Here is an 18,602-nt window from a genome sequence, read left to right as displayed (position 1 = left end):
TATTAGGGAAAGGCTACTTATAATGACAACCGCAACTAAAGGACTGGCTGCCGAGCTCAAGGAGTCAACCGCTAAGGCACACGCTGATGCAGAGCATTCCTCTTTTATGAGTGACTTAATTGAGGGACGCTTGGATGCTGAGGCGTTCATTCGACTGCAAGAACAGGCATGGCTTTTTTACACAGCGTTGGAAGAAGCAGCTGATGTAGTACGTGCGGAGGGATTTGCCACCGATCTACTGGACCCGAAACTTAACCGCGCAGATATTTTGGCCAAAGATATTGATAATTTCCATGGCAACGATCAATGGCGAGATGACCTTATTGCGCTACCTGCTGTCCGTGACTATGTCGCGCGGCTCAATCACATCCGTGATGAAGCTAACGGGCCTGCCCTTGTTGCCCATCACTATGTCCGTTACCTGGGAGACCTCTCTGGCGGACAGGTCATCGCGCGGATGATGAGCCGGCATTACGGGGTGGATGAGAAATCGCTCAAGTTCTATTCCTTTGAAGGCATCGACAAACTCAAGGTCTACAAAGACAAGTATCGTCAAAACCTTGATGAACTACTGTTGTCTGCTGATGAAGTCGACCAGATGCTTGAAGAGGCCAGCGCTGCTTTTACCTATAATCAGCGAGTTTTTGCAGAGCTTACCTAAAAAATGGGGGATTTCCCCGATACATGGGACCGTAGCGGCTCGATATGGTGGAGACGTAAAGAGAAATAGGGATTAATCTAAGGAGCTCTGCCATGTCTATTGTTGTGAGCCTTGATCTTGACGGTGCCACGGTTGGTGATCTGCAGACTTTTGTCCGAGCAATTGAATCGACCGGGGCAAAAAGTCGCACAGCTATCACCGTTGAAGGCACCGTCCTTAAAGTGAATGCAGACACCCAGTCAGAGCCTCCTCGTATTACACGAGAAGCTCCATACTCAGACGCGAAGCAATTTGGGGATCAAGCGTTGAACTCGCTTATCGACGCCCTCATCTCTCGTCGAGGTAGCCACTAAGAATGTTCCGTAAGCACATCCCGCCTACGCTGGTTTTATCTGCGTGTGCGGGATTGAAGCATACAGAGCATCACCATGCCAAAAGCCCATGTGCCCAGCACCGCTAGCCAAGCGAAACGGAAATCGCTCCAGGTGTAGGTGCCTACGCTGTGGACGTCGAGAAGCAGCCCTAAGAGCTGGGCAGAGATCATCGTGGCAGTAAAACCACCCATGTTTGCCAGACCAGTTGCAGTGCTGACCACAGCGAGGGGAACTGTTTCCCGGACCGTATCAAAACCATAATTCGCGGCCGGCATAATGAAGACCACGGCTAATACTAAGAATGCGATGGCTCGGAACCCACGTGGTTCGGAGCCAGAGAAGAACCATATGTGGATTACCGCGATGATGAGCGCGGCGCCAAGAGCTGCGGCGTCGCGACGCCTACCTAAAACCGCAGAGATCACTCCATGTAAGGGGCCTGCGCTGATAGAACCCACAGTGGCGATCGTAAGGACAATCGCCACGTGCGAGCTGTCAAGCCCCATGCCTAACGTCATGAGCGGAACGCCCCAAAGCAAAAGAAAAACATTCAGGGGCGCCATGTTAACCCAATGGATAAAAACCGCCTGCCATGCGATGGGGTCTTTGACCACGGTAGAAAGCAAAAACGGAGCACTGGGACGTGGACCATACTGAAGTGGACGGCGATGCTTCTTCGTGGGGGAATAGCCGACTTGGTGCGGGTTGTCGGCTATCACTAGCGACGCTGCGAACGCGATGATGATGCCGACCGCTCCAAGACTCACAAAGGCTATTTCCCAGCCGTGGGCATTGAGCAGCGCTAGGAAAGGGACTGCTGAGACAAACTGTCCGACTTGTCCAAGTGCCCCGCTCAACTGCGCAAATAAAGGAGCTCGGCGCAGCGGGAACCATGCCGGTATAAGCCGCATGACGGAAAGGAAACCGGTGGCGTCGCCAGCACCGATAAGAACACGTGCACCGACAGCGAGGGGGAGTGTGGTGCTTAGCGCCAAAACTACTTGGCCAGTTGCCATCAGTAACGCGCCGGCGAGCAGTGCTTTTCTGGGGCCGTAACGGTCTATGAGTAGGCCCATGGGAATCTGCGCCAGGGCATAAGTTCCCACCTGCACGGAGGTGAATAGCGCCAATTGACTGGCGTCGATGTGGAACCTATCGATCGCCGCGACACCGGCCACACCGAAAGAGGTCCGGCCAGTAATCGCGACGATATAAACCAAGCACGCACATGACCAGACGAGAACTGCACGGCGGAAGCCAGGCGGCTCGGCGTTAACAGGACGAGAGTTCGAAGATAGGCTCACGGAAAATCATCAGGCAAGGTGCCCAGTTGCAATTACGTTGTAGTTGAGATCCACGGCGCCGTCTACAGAGCAGGCGATGAGGACGATACGGCCGGGAATAGAGGTGTCGACAAGCTCGGAGTCATCGATGGCATCGTATTTATCCACGAGATAAGCATTATCAATTACCCACCGGCGAGAATGCCCCTCTGCATCGGTCATCGTGACGACGTCGCCGTTGAGCACGTCTGTTTGATAACGCGTGATCATATCGCCGGATTCACCGCGAACAGGAGTAGGGCGGTTGAAGTCCACGTGCTGTGTAACTATCTCGGAGATGGGATTAAACACGAGCCGCTGCTGGCCCCACGCATGGCCTAAGACGTAGGTGGTGCCGTGTTCTGCGGTGGCAGGAGATTGGCCCCAGCCATCGACCCAGCGCACCATCGTTGCTTGAGGACCAGCAGGATTGAGTGGCAGCTCATAGGGCATCGAATCATAGGTGGCCCCGGTGATGCTGGCTGTGCCGGTCATGGTGAAAGAACCAATGCGTGTGGGAGGAGGGCCAGCGTTAACGTTTGCCTCGGGTTCTGGTGAGTCTGATGCGGAACTCTCAGACGACTCCGGATCTTCTGCGGACTCCGATTGGCTCGTCGCCGACTCAGAACTGAGTGCATTATGCGCGGAATCGGAGTCGCGGAGGCTCGTCGCTATCTTCCACGCCGCCAGCATTGCCACTAGTGCCACTGCCAAGCACAGAGAGAAGACAATGAGGAAGCGTTTTTTCAAGTCTTTGGGTTCCACGGAATTCCTATCGGGTGGGTCTGCGTGCAGTAGTAAATTCTATTATCTACCACTATTTGCGGAATCGATGTGTATGGGAAGTACCGAGCCGGCAAGAACAAAATGAGAACACATGCCTGGTTCAGTCGCGAGCTCATACGATATAAAAATCGATGCAATTGGTGGGGGTAGCGATAAGAAATGTCCATCCGTTTTCTTCAGCGCTAGAGCCGTCGACGCTAGTGTAGTAGCCGTGCACTACATTTCGACAAGAGACACTTCCCAGACCCCCGTAGCGTTTACTGACATACTTTTGGGTGGTCTTGCCCCAGACGGCGGTTTGTACCTTCCTGAGTATTATCCGCGTCTCGACGCTGCCACGTTAGATACCTGGCGCGGTATTCTCGCCCAGCAAGGTTACGCAGCACTAGCCGCAGAAGTGCTTAAGCTCTTTGTCGACGACATCCCGGCAGCGGATCTAGAAGCCATTACTGCGCGCGCTTACACGACGCCCAAGTTTGCCGACGAAGAAATCGTCCCGGTGACCAAGCTCGAGGACGGCATTTATATAGGCCACCTATCTGAGGGACCGACCGCTGCATTCAAAGACATGGCCATGCAGCTTCTTGGCGAGCTCTTTGAATATGAGCTACGCCGGAGGAAAGAGACCTTAAACATTCTGGGTGCCACCTCTGGCGACACAGGATCCTCTGCTGAATACGCGATGCGTGGGCGTGCAGGAATCCGTGTGTTCATGCTCACCCCTAAAGACCGCATGACGCCATTCCAGCAGGCCCAGATGTTTGGTCTGGATGACCCAAATATCTTTAATATCGCGCTAGATGGCGTTTTTGATGATTGTCAAGACGTGGTTAAAGCTGTGTCGTCCGACGCGGATTTTAAAGCGAACAACCACATTGGTGCAGTGAACTCAATTAACTGGGCCCGTTTGATGGCGCAAGTGGTCTACTACATTTCTTCGTGGCTCAAAGTAACGGAGAACAACGATCAAAAAGTTAGTTTCTGCGTTCCCACCGGAAACTTTGGCGATATCTGTGCCGGACACATTGCTAAGCAAATGGGGCTGCCGATCGACAGACTCATCGTTGCCACCAATGAAAACGATGTTCTTGATGAGTTCTTTAAAACCGGTGAGTACCGTGTGCGCTCTGCAGCTGAGACTCATGAGACATCCTCGCCCTCGATGGATATTTCTAGAGCGTCCAACTTTGAGCGGTTTATTTTTGACCTGTTAGGAAGAGATGCCGAGCGCTGCTCAGAACTCTTTGGGGAACAAGTAAAAGCTGGCGGTTTTTCTCTTGCCGATGACGAATCATTTGAGCACGCTGCCACGCATTATGGTTTTGCGTCGGGTAGTTCCACCCACGCAGACCGTATAGCCACCATCGCCGATTGCTATACGCGCCGGGGCCTGATGTTGGATCCGCATACCGCTGATGGGGTGAAAGTCGCGCGCGAGTGGGCTAGCCAGATTGAAAGCCCCATCGTGTGTTTGGAGACCGCTCTACCCGTGAAATTCACGGATACCATTGTAGAAGCAGTAGGACGCGGTCCTGAGATTCCAGAGCGCTTTACTGGAATCTTGGATGCACCACGCCATGTCACAGATCTACCTAATGATGTGGCTGCAGTGAAGGACTTCATTCTAGAGAGTATTGCTCGAGATACTGCGGGTGCTTAAGTAGTCCTGCGGAAAACCACCGGTCGTGTACCTAAAGCGTGTACAGAAGCCGGTGGTTTTCGTTGTGGACACGTTGTGGGCCAAGAAGTGGGTTCCTTGTAACCAGCTTGTTAATCAGCTCGGCAACAAGGACCGCTGGGTTGCGCCGAAAAACGTGTCGGACACTAGACTTTTATTAAAAGATTGCTACGCATCCTGAATAGAGAGAACACTATGGCACAAGAACAATTTGCAGGTCCAGAGTATTTTACCGAGTTTGATCCCAAGGCTTTTGCCGAGAAACTTAAAAAAGAAGCCGCTGAGAAAGCTGCCCGTGAAGCAGCGCAAGGTGCAGAAGAATCCTCTGCGGATTAGTCCACAGAGGATATAATTGTCGCTTTAGATACTAAGGACTTTTAGCATGCCAACACCCAATTTTATCCTTAAGATCAGAGACAAGATCGGCCATGATCCATTGTTTTTACCTGGGGTGACGGCCATCGTGATTAAGGATGTCCCTGAAGGTGCGCCTATTACAGCAGTGCCAGAAGTGCTGCTGGTTAAAAGAAGTGATAACGGGGAATGGACACCTGTAACAGGTATCGTGGATCCTGGTGAACAGCCGCATGCAGCAGCTGTGCGGGAGGTGAAGGAAGAAACGTGCGTTGACGTAACCGTAGATGCTCTGCTTGGAGTGGGGGCTGTGGGGCCTGTGGAACACGCAAACGGCGATATTAGCTACTACATGGATACCGCCATGCGCTGTAGCGTCGTGGGGGATTGCACTCCGCGTGTTGGAGATGATGAGAGCACAGAGGTGCGATGGTTCTCTGTGATGCAGATGCCACCGATGAAGCCACGTTTCCGCTTGCTGGTTGGTGATGCAGTCGCACAGCTTAAGCATCCGGCCGGATTCCGCCCTCGGATGGGTTATGAAAAACGCGATCGCACGAGATAATTGTGTAGTTTTCTGCGGTCTTTTGCTAAGGAACACTCATGCACGACCACATAAACTGTGAATATCGTGTGTAAATGAGAAGGGGAGCTTATGGCTCCTCTTTTTTGGGGCAAGGTGCCCAAGGCTTGTTGCGTGTGGACACGGCGTGGGGACTTTTCCCATGTGGGAAAGAAATAAAAGGCGGACAAGAGGATCGCAGCACAAAATCGAGAGCTTATAGAACAGGGTATAGGTTATGGGGTTACTGTGGATGGAGCTTCAAACGGGGGCATTATAAGGTTTCTGGAATAGCTCATTATTACTAATAATTTGAACCCTGGCGTAATTTATTCCACATGAATGCTGTCTTGATCGCTGTCATTGTGATGCTTGCGTTAGCCGTCGCGCGGGTCCATGTCGTTTTAGCGCTTTTTATCGGTGCTTTAGTGGGGGGACTCGTGAGCGGCATCGGGCTTGATTCCACAATGGTGGCGTTTCAAGAAGGTCTTGCAGGTGGCGCAAAAATCGCGCTGAGTTACGCGATGCTGGGCGCTTTCGCCATGGCGGTGGCCAGCTCAGGACTTCCGAAGCTACTAGCAGATGCGATCATGAAGCGTATCGACGCCGGCTCTGAAGGCGCGGGGACCAAAGCCGTTGCTGTGACCAAATGGCTGATGTTGGCCGGTATCTTGGCTATGGCGATTATGAGTCAGAACCTCATACCTGTGCATATCGCGTTCATTCCGCTTATCGTTCCGCCGTTGCTCGGGGTGATGAATAAGTTGAACCTCGACCGCCGATTGGTGGCATGTGTGATTACTTTCGGCCTGGTGACCACGTATATGTGGATTCCTTTGGGTTTTGGTTCGATCTTCCTCAATGAGATTCTCTTGGGCAACATTGAAGCGGCAGGGATGAGTACATCGGGGATCAACATTATGAAGGTGATGGGGATTCCAGCGCTTGGAATGCTCGCAGGGTTACTTGTAGCTGTGTTTATTAGCTACCGACGTCCTCGTCGTTACGCATCTGTCGCTGTTGCGGAACAAACCGGAAGTGGTGAACCGCAGTCGGAACGCGGAGCAGTTTCCCGCTATAAGGTCGTGGTCTCCGTGGTGGCTATTGTGGTCACTTTTGTTGTTCAGATTGTCATGCAATCAGTGGCTACGGACGCAGATCCGCTTCTTATCGGCGCGTTGGCTGGATTGGCTATCTTCATGCTGACTGGAGCTGTGAATTGGCGTGAAGCTGATGACGTATTTAGCCAGGGAATGAAGATGATGGCCATGATCGGTTTCATCATGATCACGGCCCAAGGCTTTGCCTCGGTAATGAAGAAAACGGGGGAAGTGGAAGCTCTCGTTCACACTTCCGCTGAGTTGTTTGGGGACAACAAAGCAATGGGCGCGCTCGTGATGCTGCTTGTGGGGCTTGTGGTAACGATGGGGATCGGATCTTCTTTTTCTACGCTGCCCATCATCGCGACCATTTATGTTCCGCTATGCACTGCCATGGGATTTTCTCCTGCGGCCACCGTGGCGATTATCGGGGCGGCTGGTGCACTCGGGGACGCTGGCTCGCCAGCTTCGGATTCGACCCTTGGGCCAACCTCCGGTTTAAACGCGGATGGTCAGCACGATCACATTCGAGATTCGGTCATCCCGACGTTCCTTCACTATAACCTTCCGCTTATTGCTTCAGGCTGGATCGCTGCGATGGTTCTTTAGCTTAAAAGAGGCAGGCTGGTGATGGAGCTGGGAGCCTCTGTGCACTCTGTAAAAATCGTCTCATGCTTGCTACGAACTAGCGAGCAAGACGTGTTCGAAGAGACGGTTTATACCGTTTGGGGGTGTTATGCGGATTTATTTTTACTATTGGGAATGAAGGTTTTTCCATGAAATAGGCCTGCTTTAAAGCTTTAAAAAACGCGCATAAACCCTTGTTAGGGTCGCCTTTAGAGTGGTTTGCTTTCGTCTGATTTTGTTGCAAAAGGGTTACGGCCGGCACACGTAGGGATAACGATTTTCCTGAAAAGTACACAGGATCCTTCAACTGTGCCTACAGTGGGAGTCACACTGAAGTCAACGAGAAAGGTTGTATGGATGGGTGATGTAGAAAACAAATTGGATCAGCTTGGTGGCAAAGCCAAAGAAGCGTTTGGTGAGGCTACGGACAACGATAGCCTTGCGGACGAAGGCCGCGCAGATCAAACTAAAGCTGATGTCAAAGATGCAGTTTCCAATGCTGGTGAGAAGGTAAAGGATGCTGCAAATAAAGTCTTGGGTTCTTTCCAAAAGGAAGAAGACAAGTAGTTATTTAGCATAAGCTAAATACAATGTCAGAGTAGCATGGGATGCGATCTATGTAACATTTACTCTCTTTTTGAGGGTAAAACCCACAGGCCTTGAGGGGTTTAGGCCTGTGGGATCACTACTGTGTCGGTGGATGTGGGGCTAGGGGATGGCTAAATCAACCAGTGTATGCAGGGTGATAACAGTTTTATCTGTGGTAATTCTTTGCACTGCAAAAAAAACAGGGGGTAAGGACTATCTTCATATAGAACAAGAAAACATGTATGGTGGGTGTACGTGCGATTTCTTAATGATCAAATTCCGCCGTACGAGCTAACGTATCACGACGTTTTTATGGTCCCTTCGGTGTCTTCCGTAGGGTCACGGATGTCTGTGGACCTTGCTACGAGCGATGAAACAGGAACCACTATTCCGCTTGTCATTGCAAACATGACCGCTGTTGCTGGTCGCCGCATGGCAGAAACCGTTGCGCGACGTGGTGGCGTTGTGATTTTGCCTCAGGATGTTCCCGCAGAGATTGCTGCAGAAACTATCGCTCGGGTGAAAAACGCGCATCCAGTGTTCGAGTCTCCCATCACGGTGAAGCCTCACCATACCGTTGGGTACACGCGTAATTTGCTGCATAAACGTGCGCACGGTGCGGCTATCGTGGTTGAAGGCAACCATCCCGTAGGTGTGGTCACCGAAAAAGACATTGCAAAGGTAGATAACTTTGCTCAGGTTGGCACGCTCATGTCGACCAATTTGATGACCCTCCCGGACACCATTACTCCGCAGGAGTCTTTCCGCATGCTCAATGAGCATGGGCGTAGGTTGGCACCTGTCGTTGCGAGCGATGGAACGCTCGTGGGCATTGTGACCAAGCAGTCCGCTTTGCGCGCTACGTTGTACAAACCGGCCCTCGACGCCAATGGAAAACTCCGCGTGGGTGCTGCAATCGGAATCAACGGCGATGTTGCAGGACGCGCACAAAAGCTTATCGACGCAGGCGCGGACGTCCTGGTCGTCGATACTGCACATGGACATCAGACCCACACCATGGAAGCCCTGAAGAAAGTTCGCGCACTCAACCCGCCAGTGCCGGTTGCCGCAGGCAACGTGGTGACTGCTGATGGCGTTCGTGATCTGGTGGCAGCTGGCGCGAACATCATCAAGGTAGGCGTTGGCCCTGGCGCTATGTGCACGACGCGTATGCAGACTGGCGTGGGTCGACCACAGTTCAGCGCTGTTTTGGAATGTGCTGCAGAGGCTAAGAAACTCGGCGCACACGTGTGGGCCGACGGCGGCGTTCGCGATCCTCGCGACGTTGCGTTGGCACTTGCCGCTGGCGCGTCGAACGTGATGATTGGTTCATGGTTCGCCGGTACCTTCGAGTCTCCCGGCGACCTTCACTATGACGTCGATGGCCGTATGTACAAGGAATCCTTTGGCATGGCCTCACGTCGTGCCGTAGTAAACCGTAACTCGGATACTGAGGCGTTTGAAAAAGCTCGCCGCGAGATGTTCGAAGAGGGAATTTCCTCCGCAAAGATTTACCTTGAAGAGGGTAAAGGCGGGGTGGAAGATCTTATCGACCACATCATTTCCGGCGTTCGTTCCTCCTTCACCTACGCGGGTTCGGACAGCATAGCGACCTTCCAGGACCAGGCCGTGGTCGGAGTTCAATCGGCTGCTGGCTTTGCTGAGGGCATGGCGCGACCGACTCGTTAAAGACACACAAAGTTCAATCCCCGTGGGGAGACGCGGTAAGCGTCTCCCCACGGGGATTTTATGCATAAGAGCAATTACTCAAAGTTCAACTTGTAATTCTCGGACGCAACCAATCCGGCTTTCTCGCACACCCAAAACGAGGCGAATGCCAGAATGATAGGTGCAACAACAAAGATCGCAAAGATGATGAGGATGTTGGCCGCCGACCAACCCCATCCCTCGGCATTGAGTGCAGCCAAAGGACCTACCAGGCCGGAGATGCCAAAGCCTGCGGAGATCGGGGTGCCGGAGATTCCCAGGGCTCCTCCGGCCGCTCCCAGGACAGCAGCGCTGAGTGCCAGCGGCAAAAAGTTGAGGGGGCGACCCCAGATATTTGCCATGTGGACTTTTGGTGAACCCAGAATCGGCAGGAGAGAAGTGGCCAGACCGTTGGCTTTCCAGCCGGCGATCGCCAGTCCGAAACCGGCGGCCACCACGCCTAAGTTGGCAGTTCCTGAAGCGACCCCAGACATATAGATTGCCGTAGCAATGCCAACCGTGGAGATGGGGGAGACAATTCCGAGTGCAAAGGCAACGGCCAAGATCGCTCCCATAACAATCGGTTGAAGGCCCGTGGCCCCATTGATTACGTCGCCAAGCCACACACTAAAGGCGTTCACCGCGGGGTAAGTGATCACCCAGCCGATGCCACCTGCGATGACGATCACGATTGTAGAGAGCAAGAGGATTGTGTAATTCCCCAGCTTAGGGCCGATGAGTAGGACTACCCCCACCGCAAAGGCCGCGGTGAGGCCAGTGTTAATGACAAGTCCCGTGCCCTGGAGGTGGAAACCGCCATTGGGGTCCACCGTGGCAACGCCGGATCCCAGCACCGCTGCAATTCCTACGCTCGCCGTCTGGATTGGAGTCAGCTTGAACTGCATGGCTACCAAAACGCCAATGAGGATGGGGAGCATAGAGGAAGACAGCGCCACGAGCGTGAGCAGTGTTTTAAGTGCGGGCCAGTGGGGGACGAGCGCTTTGAGTAACTCGCCAAGGAGTGCTTGTGGGACCAGCGCCACCACAACGGCGATAGAGATTCCGTTGAGCACCTTCATGGTGAAAGAGCCGAGCGAATTCCACGTAGGCCTGGGGCTCGCTGCGGTTTCCGGATGCTCAATAGACGTACTGATGGCTTCAGGGGTTTCCGAGAGGGAATCCCGGGTTACTTCTGTGTTTTTAGACATAGGGGGCCTTCGCGATATCTGATAAATAAAAAGTTCGCGTGCCCACTCAGGCTCGCTTACGACGTTCACAGCCGCCACACCGCTCAACGCAGCATGTTGGGCAATGATATCCACAAAACCAGCAAAGTTAATAATATTCGGCCCAGAAGGGTGAATATTCTGCATAGTATTTGGTGTTAGGTTGCGGCTGTGGTGGAAGGGTCGGTGCATAAGTGAATGAACCCCCTTTTTGCCAGACTCGAAGAGCCTAGTATTCCCAGTCCTTCAGCACTTCTTCGACTCGATTCTTCCGCCTCTTTTCCAGTGCGCGATCCTCGACAACCGCGGAGAAGAATAAGATGATGCTATTGATGGCAATTGTTACGAGGACAACTTCAGGGTATTGAGTTGTTGCGAATTTCATTGCAAAGTCCCACAATCGCTCACCTATAGCGCCCAAGGTGAGGATGATTTCGGTTGTAGTCATTTGCTTAATCGCAGGCCCCACGAAAATTTCCGCTGCTTGTCTGCGGATCTCCTTGTCGGAGACCAGACGTTCGGTGACCTGCTCTACGATATCTTCATTGTCCTCAATGAAGTCCTCGAGGTCCTCGCTCGTTTTGATGCCATCAAGGTCAATTCCTAGTGACTTAAAATTCCAGTCAATTTCCTTGAACAGACCGAGCTTTGACAGCGCTTCTTCCTCGCTCAGCAGCTTTGGAAACAGAGTATCCATGTGTCCCACGGCTTGACACATGGACTCCGACCACAGGTGGGTGTTCGTGCGCCCAAGGATGTCCTGAGCTGTGATTTGGGGCTTAAGAAATGACGCCACATTCAGAGCTCCCAGACCGAGCTTTTCCATGTCGATCGCAGGCTTCGCGTACGAGTTCCATACCTTCTCGACTTCGGAGATGAATTCAGGCGATGCGACAAAGCGGGTACTCAGCCCCTTATAACTTGTGGCAGCAACAATCCCAGCCAAGCCCGCGGATAGGGGAGCGCCGATTTTTGCGGTGTCGAGACCTGCCAATCCTGCACTTACATGCGCACCAATTCCTACAGTTCCCAGACCTGCAAGTCCAGGGTTCATCTGTGCAGCGATTTTAGCCATCCCAGACGTGTAAGGTGGATTGAGAAACTGTGCTGCTACGGATTCAGCCTGCTCGTTCATCCTCTGAACAATCCCAACAGCTGGGGAGTTGAATAGTTCTTGGAGCATGGTGGCGACATTCGAAGTGCCGAGAACGGTATCAAGAGCTGACTTATGTGCAGCTGCCATAGTGTCAAGTGGTCCAAGTGCCTGACCCTTGCGGACTTCTTCGGTCAGCACGGCCCAAGGAGAGTGCTTCATATAGTCATAGTGAAGTTGTCCTTTGGCGGCTTCTACTGCGCCCAAGAGGCCTGGGTTCTTAGCGAAGCTAGCGCCCATGTTTTTCGAGAGCTCGTCAAAAGCTGCGGTGCGAATTGGTTCGGATGGGTTTTGGTTCAATGATTCTCCTATGAGTTGAAGTTTCAAGGACGAGGCTGTGAGGGGTGCGATCCGTACCAATTTTGGTACGGATCGCAACATTGAAATGACGATATCTTTCGGTAGGGACACTTCATGTTGGCAGCTAGTATAGATCTTCACCGCGACACCCAGCTAGGGCAAATAAGAACGTCTATTCGAGGGATATTTCCGGCTACACTGTGGTCTAATGATCTCTCGCCCGATCAACAAGCCCAAAGCCATTTCTGAGTCTGACTGGCAAAGGGTAGGGCACTATGTCCTGTCAACTCTTCAACCCATGCCAGACTTGCCAGGCTCGACGCAGCATGCCTCCGCTGTCTTGGCATTTTTGTGGGTTAGTGAGCAGGGCTACGACGTGATAGACGAGTATGTTTATGACTCTGAGATAGTCGATGACCACCTTCGCTCTTTCACATTCCCAGCTTGTCGAGGACGGCGCTTCAGCAACACAGGAATTGGCTACGTAAGGTTTTTCGTTTGCTTGGGTCCGAGTCTGGACAAGTCAAGCGGCTATCAGAGCGATACACCGTAGAACAAACAGCTGTCCCAGACGTGGATGTTGATGAGGTGCTAGTTCGGGTTCGCGGAGACAAGGATAAAGAACTCATTGTCACCTTGTCGCTTGGAGCTGGGCTACTCAACGCTGAGATACTCGCCCTGACATGGGAAGACGTAGCAATCGATGAGGTAGGGGCGGTCATTCGCGCAGGCGACCCAGCTAGATCTATTCCTGTACGAGCTGAACATGATGCAGCTTTGCGCACGGGTGGAACGGGGTTAGTTGGGGCTTCCCAACGAGTCTGCCCGCTTTCGAAAATTCACGTTGCGTGAAATGACACAGAACTTGACCGATATCCCTGGGACACACGTATTCCGCACCTTCAAGTGTGAGTGGATCAAAGCCCTTTTTCGTTCTGGTGTTCCCGAGGCTGTGATTTGTCAGGTTGCAGGTATTTCTTCATTACACGCTTACCGCGACATCCAAGCCCCGCGCATGTCGATTATGTCCTTCGCCCCGCAGGTTTACGCAGCTCATCCGTCATGGTCTCAAGGAGATCGAGCATGGTGAAAAGAAAAGAACAGATAGACCAGCTTGTCGAACGATTCCTTGGAACACAGGCTTTATCGACTAGGGCAGTTGAAGTTGCCTATTGCAGAAATGCAACAGAGTTTCTTACGTGGGCAGGGCGCAAGGACAGGCCAGAGGTTCTCGCTGAGGTAGTCACAGAGAGCAACATCGGGACCTTCATGAAGAACAAGCGCGGACATGAAGCACCCCGAACAGTACGCGCTACTCGAGGCCTTTTGCGCAGGCTCGGTGTGTTTGTGGGGACGCTGCAGGATGAAACAGGGGTGGTAGGTAAGCGCATGTCCGTGGAGCCGTACACGAGACGTGAACTGGAACTCATGGCAGGGTGGGCTATCTCTGGAAGCTGTCTCTGGCGATTGGCTTGTCCGCAGGCTTGCGTACGTCGGAAATGGATATTCTGCGGTGGCCTCAGATAGTAGGTGAGAAAGCTTCAGGCTTGTGATCGAAAACGTCGTAGGCCGAGATATCCCTGTCATTGATTACTTTGCAGATGATCTTCATGAGCTTCGACAGTTTTCGGATGATTACGTGTTCTCACCTCACAAGACTGACGAGCGAGCAGCAGTGGCGCTGGATTCTGTTGTTCCGCTTACCTGCGATGAGGGGAAAACCTCCACAACGAGGATGCGGGACACGTGGGCAACGGTGCTCCTGGATGCAGGCGTGCCAGCCGAAGTTGTTCGGTCAGGACTCGGAGCCAGCGACTCGGCTGGTAATCGGTATGCGTCACTGGCTTCGAATGGGCCGTGGGAAGCGTTTCGGTTTCAGTTGCATGGTCGAACCGAGCTTGAGAAAACGACTTTGCGGTCAGTATAGAAGTGCAGGTGGGCGCTGCATTTTCAATAGTAGAAGGAAAATGGGAGAAATCTTAAGGAAAACCCCCTTCACCGTTCGCGAGGTTCGCGGTGGTGAAGGGGTTTCGTGGATGTTCCTGACCCCTAGCAGTCGAAGTACATCTCAAACTCCTGCGGCGTCGGGCGCAGGCGGGTAGGAGTGATCTCTTCGTCGTACTTGAGCTTGATGTAGGTGTCGATGAGGTCTTCGGTGAACACATCGCAGTCGGTCAGGAACTCGTTGTCCTCTTCAAGGGCCTTGAGTGATTCCACCAGTGAGGTGGGGGCCTGCGGGATGCTTGTGGCCTCCTCTGGTGGCAGCTCGTAGAGGTCCTTGTCCACTGGTGCATGCGGCTCGATGCGGTTCTTGATGCCATCAAGGCCGGCGAGCATCATGGCTGCAAATCCAAAGTAGGGGTTGCCTGAAGGGTCCGGTGCGCGGAACTCAATGCGCTTAGCCTTGGGGTTGGAGCCTGTAATAGGAATACGGATTGCCGCAGAGCGGTTGCGCTGTGAGTACACCAGGTTGATGGGGGCCTCGAAGCCGGGGACCAGGCGGTGGTAGGAGTTCAGCGTGGGGTTGGTAAACGCCAAGACCGCGCCTGCGTGGTGCAGGATGCCGCCGATGTAGTAGCGGGCCATGTCGGAAAGCCCGGCGTAGCCGGATTCGTCGTGGAAGAGGGGCTTGCCGTCTTTCCAAAGAGACTGGTGCGCGTGCATTCCCGAGCCGTTGTCGCCTGCGATGGGCTTGGGCATGAAGGTGGCGGCACGGCCGTTTTGAGCTGCGGTGTTCTTGATGATGTATTTGAAGGTCTGCAGGTCGTCGGCAGCGTGTAGCAGGGTGTTGAACCGGTAGTTGATTTCTTGCTGGCCGCCGGTGCCTACCTCGTGGTGGAAACGCTCAATATGGAAGCCGGCGTTGATAAGGTTGCGCGTCATCTCGTCGCGAATGTCTACGGTCTGATCGTGGGGCGCGACGGGGAAGTAGCCGCCTTTGACGCGGTTCTTGCCACCAAGGTTGCGGGTGCCGTCGAGGTTGTATTCTTTGCCTCGGTTCCACCAGCCCTCGTCGGAGTCGACTTCATAGAAACCAGCGTTGATGTCTGTGGAGTAGCGGACGGAATCGAAGAGGTAGAACTCGGCTTCGGCGCCGAAATTACAGGTGTCGGCGATGCCGGTGGAGGTCAGATACTCTTCTGCTTTGCGGGCAACGTTGCGCGGATCGCGGGAGAATGCCTCGCGGGTAAAAGGATCGTGGACAAAGAACTTAATGTTCAAGGTCTTTGCTTTGCGGAACGGGTCCAAGGTCGCGGTTGCGAGGTCCGGAAGAAGGTTCATGTCGGACTCGTCGATGGTGGTAAAACCACGGATGGAAGAGCCATCGAAAGCCAGGCCCTCTTCGATAGCGTCTTCATCCAACATTCCCGCAGGAATGGAGAAGTGCTGTTCGATGCCCGGGACGTCGGTAAAGCGAACATCGACGAATTCAACATTTTCGTCTTTGATGAACTTGATAACGTCTTCGGATGTACTGAAGGCCACGTTGACTCCTTGGGGGAACGTTGTTGTGTTTCCTTGTACGATTAGCCTTAATGGCGGGCTAATCAAAACAAGTTGTGGGGTATGGCACCATAAAAGTCGGTTCCTCTAGGATAGCAGTAGAGAAGCTAATTACCTATCGACCGACCGATACCTGTTGTCCGTGGGTTTCCCACTCCGGCTGTTCAAGAACTACAGTAGTCCACATGGCAAAACCGAAGCGTAGTTGGCTCGACGGGCCGGAGATTCCCTCGCAAATCGACGGCGACACCCCCGCCCGCTGGCCGGGTGAACACCTTGGACTTCCACAAAAAGGCCCGGGAGCTTTAGGTAGTGTCCTGCGACGTTCCTGCGGAGTCCTTATCGACTGGGGCATCTGCTTGATCAGTGCAACGGTGATTCACATGTTTACCCCTGCGCTCGGCGGTGTGTCCACCGCGACCCTCATCCTCTTTTTCATCCTCGGTGTAATAAGCGTCTGGCTTTTCGCCCGCACTCCTGGACAGGCAATCCTAGGCATGGGGGTAGCCCGCATTGACGTGCGAACTGAAAAAGTGGGTTTTGTGCGCGCCCTCGTACGCACAGCGCTCACGTGCTTTATCTTCCCCGCAGTGCTTGTCGACGCCGACGGCCGCGGTATGCACGATCGCGCCACGGGAACCGCAGTAGTTTTTGGGTAAATAAAAACTACTAAGCAAAGAAAAGGCTTGGACACTAAAAAAACAGTGTCCAAGCCTTATTGCGTAAAAAGATCGTCTTATTTGTTGCGATCTGCAGAACGACGAGCGCGACGGTTCATTCCCGAGATCTTGCCGCCCTTAGGGATCGGGCCTTTGGGAAGTCCTACGTTTGTCTGGACGTTATCCATGGACTCGATGCGGCTAGCGATTTCATACACATCGTTCTTCTTGTACTGGCGATCAAGCTTGAGCAAACTGGACTGCAGTTTTTTCAGCGGCACCTCGCCCTCGCCACTGCCCACAAACATCTCATGAATCGGTACACCAGGTGCTAGACGTGACAGTCGCTGACGCTGCTGATTGATCAGCGGACGCAGATGGTTCTTATTGCCCTCACCTACGAGCACAATGCCGCAGACGCCGATAACGCGGTGGAGCACATCCATTTGCTTGGTCACGGCAATGCCGGTCTTGGTTCGCCATACAATGCCCACGCCTGAACGTAGGTTCTCTAGCGCCCAACCTGCGGCGCCGGCTTGGCCCTCAGCCTTTTCGTAGACGCTATTTTGGAGCCTACGGGTGAAAATAAACATAGCAAGGAGCACGCCCAGCAAAAGACCAGTGGGAAGCGTAAACCACTGACCGTTCCACAACATTCCGATGAGGAAGAAAAGCAGGCCGAGGCCAAGGATCGATCCCACCATGATCGGCACCAGGGCTTTGTCCTGCTTGCGCTGGATGTTGAACGCCTGCCAGAGCTGAGACCAGTTCCGGCGGCGCTGGGCGCGCTTCGCCGCGCGCTGCTCCTTCTTCGCGGCCTTGTCGGCCTGCTTCTTCGCGTCTGCCATGCGTACCAGCTTAGCGGGCAGCCCTGCACTATCTGCAATCAGACTCCAAGGCTTCCTCTATTACAGAAATATCTTCGGGAGGAATCTGCCGCGGCAGGCAAAGATGTCACGGCGTGGGCGTGTCTGCTTTAAGTGAATACGGAGAAAATATGTGGGCGCTGAAATGGGAGTTTAGGGGCGGGGTCGTCCGATGTACCAGTAAGGGCACCAGAAAATAGCGTCTGTTTCCAGTCTCCACTCTTTGATCGCTAATCGCCGGATGTCTTTGCACAGATTTCCTTCGCCGGAAACCCACACGTAGTCCGGCTTAACGTGTGATTCCGACTGGAGATACGTCAAAGTGGCATCTGCTTGTTTCGCGATGGGCCGGTAGAGAATCTCTACATGTTCAGCATGTGTGCGCAGCCATTCCACCGAGGAAGCCTCTATGTCGGCTTCGCTTTCCACAGTGATAACAAAACGTATGGACTGTAGTTGGCCAGGGTGCAGATCTGACATGAACTCAGCAATGGCGAGCGCGGACGGAACAGACGAGGCATCCGCCACCACCAGTTGCCGGTCCCATCGTCGGTCCCATAACCCCCGGGCGCTGAATATTCCCACGGGATCTCCAGGCTGGGCGCACAACGCCCAGCGCAGACCCGGCCCAATGTCGGCGTGAGCATCGGCGCTGTTAACCATGGACTCATGGGTGACTCCATGCGTGGCTATGTCGAATGCCATAACGCCTCGCTGTGTATCAAGATGGCGCACGGTGTACCAGCGCAGTGCGGGACGTTCGTCTTCGGCGATGGCATTGAGGGTTGAGCGCAGGTTTGCGCGTTCCTGACGTGGGAGATTTTCCAGCATGGGGAAGAAAGCGGACGTGGTGTTGAGATGCTCCGGCGGCATGACAAGTCCAAAGAACTCATCGGGTCCGGTCATTGTCCAATCGTGAAAATCGGGGGAGGTGAGTTCAATGCGGCGCAGATGCGGGGCAATCTCCGCTACGCCTAACACGTGCGCTTGGACCAAGTGATGGTGGGGTTCAGCTGGGGAGTTCCTGAGCTCGTGATCGGCGAAGGCGGTGATTGGTCTGGTCGTCATTAACACTCCTCAGTGTGTGGGGCCGGTGTTACTTGGCGTCTGGGATTTTGTCGGAGAGCACGAGTAG

20 protein-coding genes are annotated in these 18,602 nt (G+C 53.6%); 13 read left to right on the top strand and 7 right to left on the bottom strand.

The window, feature by feature from the left end; genetic code table 11:
* Positions 1 to 22: 22 nt before the first annotated feature.
* Together CKV68_RS03215 and CKV68_RS03210 are read left to right on the top strand one after the other, a co-directional pair.
* Entirely contained in the window at positions 23 to 661 is a 639-nt protein-coding gene (locus tag CKV68_RS03215) for a biliverdin-producing heme oxygenase (protein ID WP_095075583.1), read from the top strand.
* A 92-nt stretch (positions 662 to 753) separates the two neighbouring features.
* The gene (locus CKV68_RS03210) at positions 754 to 1,014 is read left to right on the top strand and encodes a hypothetical protein (protein ID WP_014836637.1); all 261 of its coding nucleotides are present in this window, start codon (positions 754 to 756) and stop codon (positions 1,012 to 1,014) included.
* A 35-nt stretch (positions 1,015 to 1,049) separates the two neighbouring features.
* On the opposite strand, the gene CKV68_RS03205 is transcribed toward CKV68_RS03210, so the two are convergent.
* Both CKV68_RS03205 and CKV68_RS03200 read right to left on the bottom strand, forming a co-directional pair.
* A complete protein-coding gene (locus CKV68_RS03205) occupies positions 1,050 to 2,339 on the bottom strand; it encodes an MFS transporter (RefSeq protein WP_038618974.1) in 1,290 nt (429 codons plus the stop codon).
* A gap of 9 nt (positions 2,340 to 2,348) precedes the next feature.
* The gene (locus tag CKV68_RS03200; RefSeq protein ID WP_014836635.1) at positions 2,349 to 3,122 is read right to left on the bottom strand and encodes a sortase family protein; all 774 of its coding nucleotides are present in this window, start codon (positions 3,120 to 3,122) and stop codon (positions 2,349 to 2,351) included.
* 232 nt (positions 3,123 to 3,354) lie between these two features.
* Between CKV68_RS03200 and thrC the strand changes: the two genes are divergently transcribed.
* The 6 genes from thrC (at position 3,355) to CKV68_RS03175 (ending at position 9,741) form a co-directional block, all read left to right on the top strand.
* On the top strand, positions 3,355 to 4,803 hold the full coding sequence (thrC, locus tag CKV68_RS03195) for a threonine synthase (protein WP_029974350.1): 1,449 nt from the start codon (positions 3,355 to 3,357) through the stop codon (positions 4,801 to 4,803).
* 213 nt (positions 4,804 to 5,016) lie between these two features.
* Positions 5,017 to 5,157: a hypothetical protein gene (locus CKV68_RS11225; protein WP_013911930.1), complete on the top strand. Its 141-nt coding sequence runs from the start codon at positions 5,017 to 5,019 to the stop codon at positions 5,155 to 5,157.
* Between the two features lie 46 nt (positions 5,158 to 5,203).
* On the top strand, positions 5,204 to 5,740 hold the full coding sequence (locus tag CKV68_RS03190) for an NUDIX hydrolase (RefSeq protein ID WP_013911929.1): 537 nt from the start codon (positions 5,204 to 5,206) through the stop codon (positions 5,738 to 5,740).
* Positions 5,741 to 6,075: 335 nt separating this feature from the next.
* A complete protein-coding gene (locus tag CKV68_RS03185) occupies positions 6,076 to 7,446 on the top strand; it encodes a Na+/H+ antiporter family protein (RefSeq protein ID WP_014526046.1) in 1,371 nt (456 codons plus the stop codon).
* A gap of 375 nt (positions 7,447 to 7,821) precedes the next feature.
* Positions 7,822 to 8,031 carry a CsbD family protein gene (locus CKV68_RS03180; protein WP_013911927.1) on the top strand — a complete coding sequence of 70 codons (210 nt, stop codon included), beginning with the start codon at positions 7,822 to 7,824 and terminating at the stop codon, positions 8,029 to 8,031.
* A gap of 276 nt (positions 8,032 to 8,307) precedes the next feature.
* A complete protein-coding gene (locus CKV68_RS03175; RefSeq protein WP_013911926.1) occupies positions 8,308 to 9,741 on the top strand; it encodes a GuaB1 family IMP dehydrogenase-related protein in 1,434 nt (477 codons plus the stop codon).
* Positions 9,742 to 9,815: 74 nt separating this feature from the next.
* On the opposite strand, the gene CKV68_RS03170 is transcribed toward CKV68_RS03175, so the two are convergent.
* Both CKV68_RS03170 and CKV68_RS03165 read right to left on the bottom strand, forming a co-directional pair.
* Positions 9,816 to 10,838, bottom strand: coding sequence for a PTS sugar transporter subunit IIC (locus CKV68_RS03170; protein ID WP_095076220.1), 1,023 nt, complete (start codon positions 10,836 to 10,838; stop codon positions 9,816 to 9,818).
* Between the two features lie 376 nt (positions 10,839 to 11,214).
* Complete coding sequence (locus tag CKV68_RS03165) at positions 11,215 to 12,438, bottom strand: hypothetical protein (RefSeq protein ID WP_145955120.1); 1,224 nt, start codon at positions 12,436 to 12,438, stop codon at positions 11,215 to 11,217.
* 498 nt (positions 12,439 to 12,936) lie between these two features.
* On the opposite strand from CKV68_RS03165, the gene CKV68_RS03160 reads away from it, so the two are divergent.
* Genes CKV68_RS03160 through CKV68_RS03145 form a run of 4 tightly spaced genes read left to right on the top strand, consistent with a single transcriptional unit; the run spans position 12,937 to position 14,365 of the window.
* The gene (locus CKV68_RS03160; protein WP_063978671.1) at positions 12,937 to 13,290 is read left to right on the top strand and encodes a hypothetical protein; all 354 of its coding nucleotides are present in this window, start codon (positions 12,937 to 12,939) and stop codon (positions 13,288 to 13,290) included.
* A 1-nt stretch (position 13,291) separates the two neighbouring features.
* The gene (locus CKV68_RS03155; protein WP_095075581.1) at positions 13,292 to 13,528 is read left to right on the top strand and encodes a hypothetical protein; all 237 of its coding nucleotides are present in this window, start codon (positions 13,292 to 13,294) and stop codon (positions 13,526 to 13,528) included.
* Positions 13,522 to 13,965 (top strand): hypothetical protein, encoded by a 444-nt coding sequence (locus tag CKV68_RS03150; RefSeq protein ID WP_095075580.1) that lies wholly within the window; start codon positions 13,522 to 13,524, stop codon positions 13,963 to 13,965. The genes CKV68_RS03155 and CKV68_RS03150 overlap by 7 nt, the downstream gene beginning before the upstream one ends.
* A 22-nt stretch (positions 13,966 to 13,987) precedes the next feature.
* The gene (locus CKV68_RS03145; RefSeq protein ID WP_095075579.1) at positions 13,988 to 14,365 is read left to right on the top strand and encodes a hypothetical protein; all 378 of its coding nucleotides are present in this window, start codon (positions 13,988 to 13,990) and stop codon (positions 14,363 to 14,365) included.
* 122 nt (positions 14,366 to 14,487) lie between these two features.
* Here CKV68_RS03145 and glnA read toward each other — a convergent pair whose 3' ends face one another.
* Positions 14,488 to 15,924: a type I glutamate--ammonia ligase gene (glnA, locus tag CKV68_RS03140; protein ID WP_013242302.1), complete on the bottom strand. Its 1,437-nt coding sequence runs from the start codon at positions 15,922 to 15,924 to the stop codon at positions 14,488 to 14,490.
* Positions 15,925 to 16,127: 203 nt separating this feature from the next.
* Between glnA and CKV68_RS03135 the strand changes: the two genes are divergently transcribed.
* Positions 16,128 to 16,601 (top strand): RDD family protein, encoded by a 474-nt coding sequence (locus CKV68_RS03135; RefSeq protein WP_013911921.1) that lies wholly within the window; start codon positions 16,128 to 16,130, stop codon positions 16,599 to 16,601.
* 77 nt (positions 16,602 to 16,678) lie between these two features.
* On the opposite strand, the gene CKV68_RS03130 is transcribed toward CKV68_RS03135, so the two are convergent.
* Both CKV68_RS03130 and CKV68_RS03125 read right to left on the bottom strand, forming a co-directional pair.
* On the bottom strand, positions 16,679 to 17,449 hold the full coding sequence (locus tag CKV68_RS03130; RefSeq protein ID WP_014526042.1) for a DUF4191 domain-containing protein: 771 nt from the start codon (positions 17,447 to 17,449) through the stop codon (positions 16,679 to 16,681).
* 171 nt (positions 17,450 to 17,620) lie between these two features.
* Positions 17,621 to 18,535 (bottom strand): siderophore-interacting protein, encoded by a 915-nt coding sequence (locus CKV68_RS03125; RefSeq protein WP_095075578.1) that lies wholly within the window; start codon positions 18,533 to 18,535, stop codon positions 17,621 to 17,623.
* Positions 18,536 to 18,602: the final 67 nt, after the last annotated feature.

This window comes from Corynebacterium ulcerans (genome assembly GCF_900187135.1).
Classification (GTDB): domain Bacteria; phylum Actinomycetota; class Actinomycetes; order Mycobacteriales; family Mycobacteriaceae; genus Corynebacterium; species Corynebacterium ulcerans.
The sequence above is the reverse complement of the archived record's forward strand: the minus strand, read 5'-3'. Positions and strand labels throughout refer to the sequence as shown.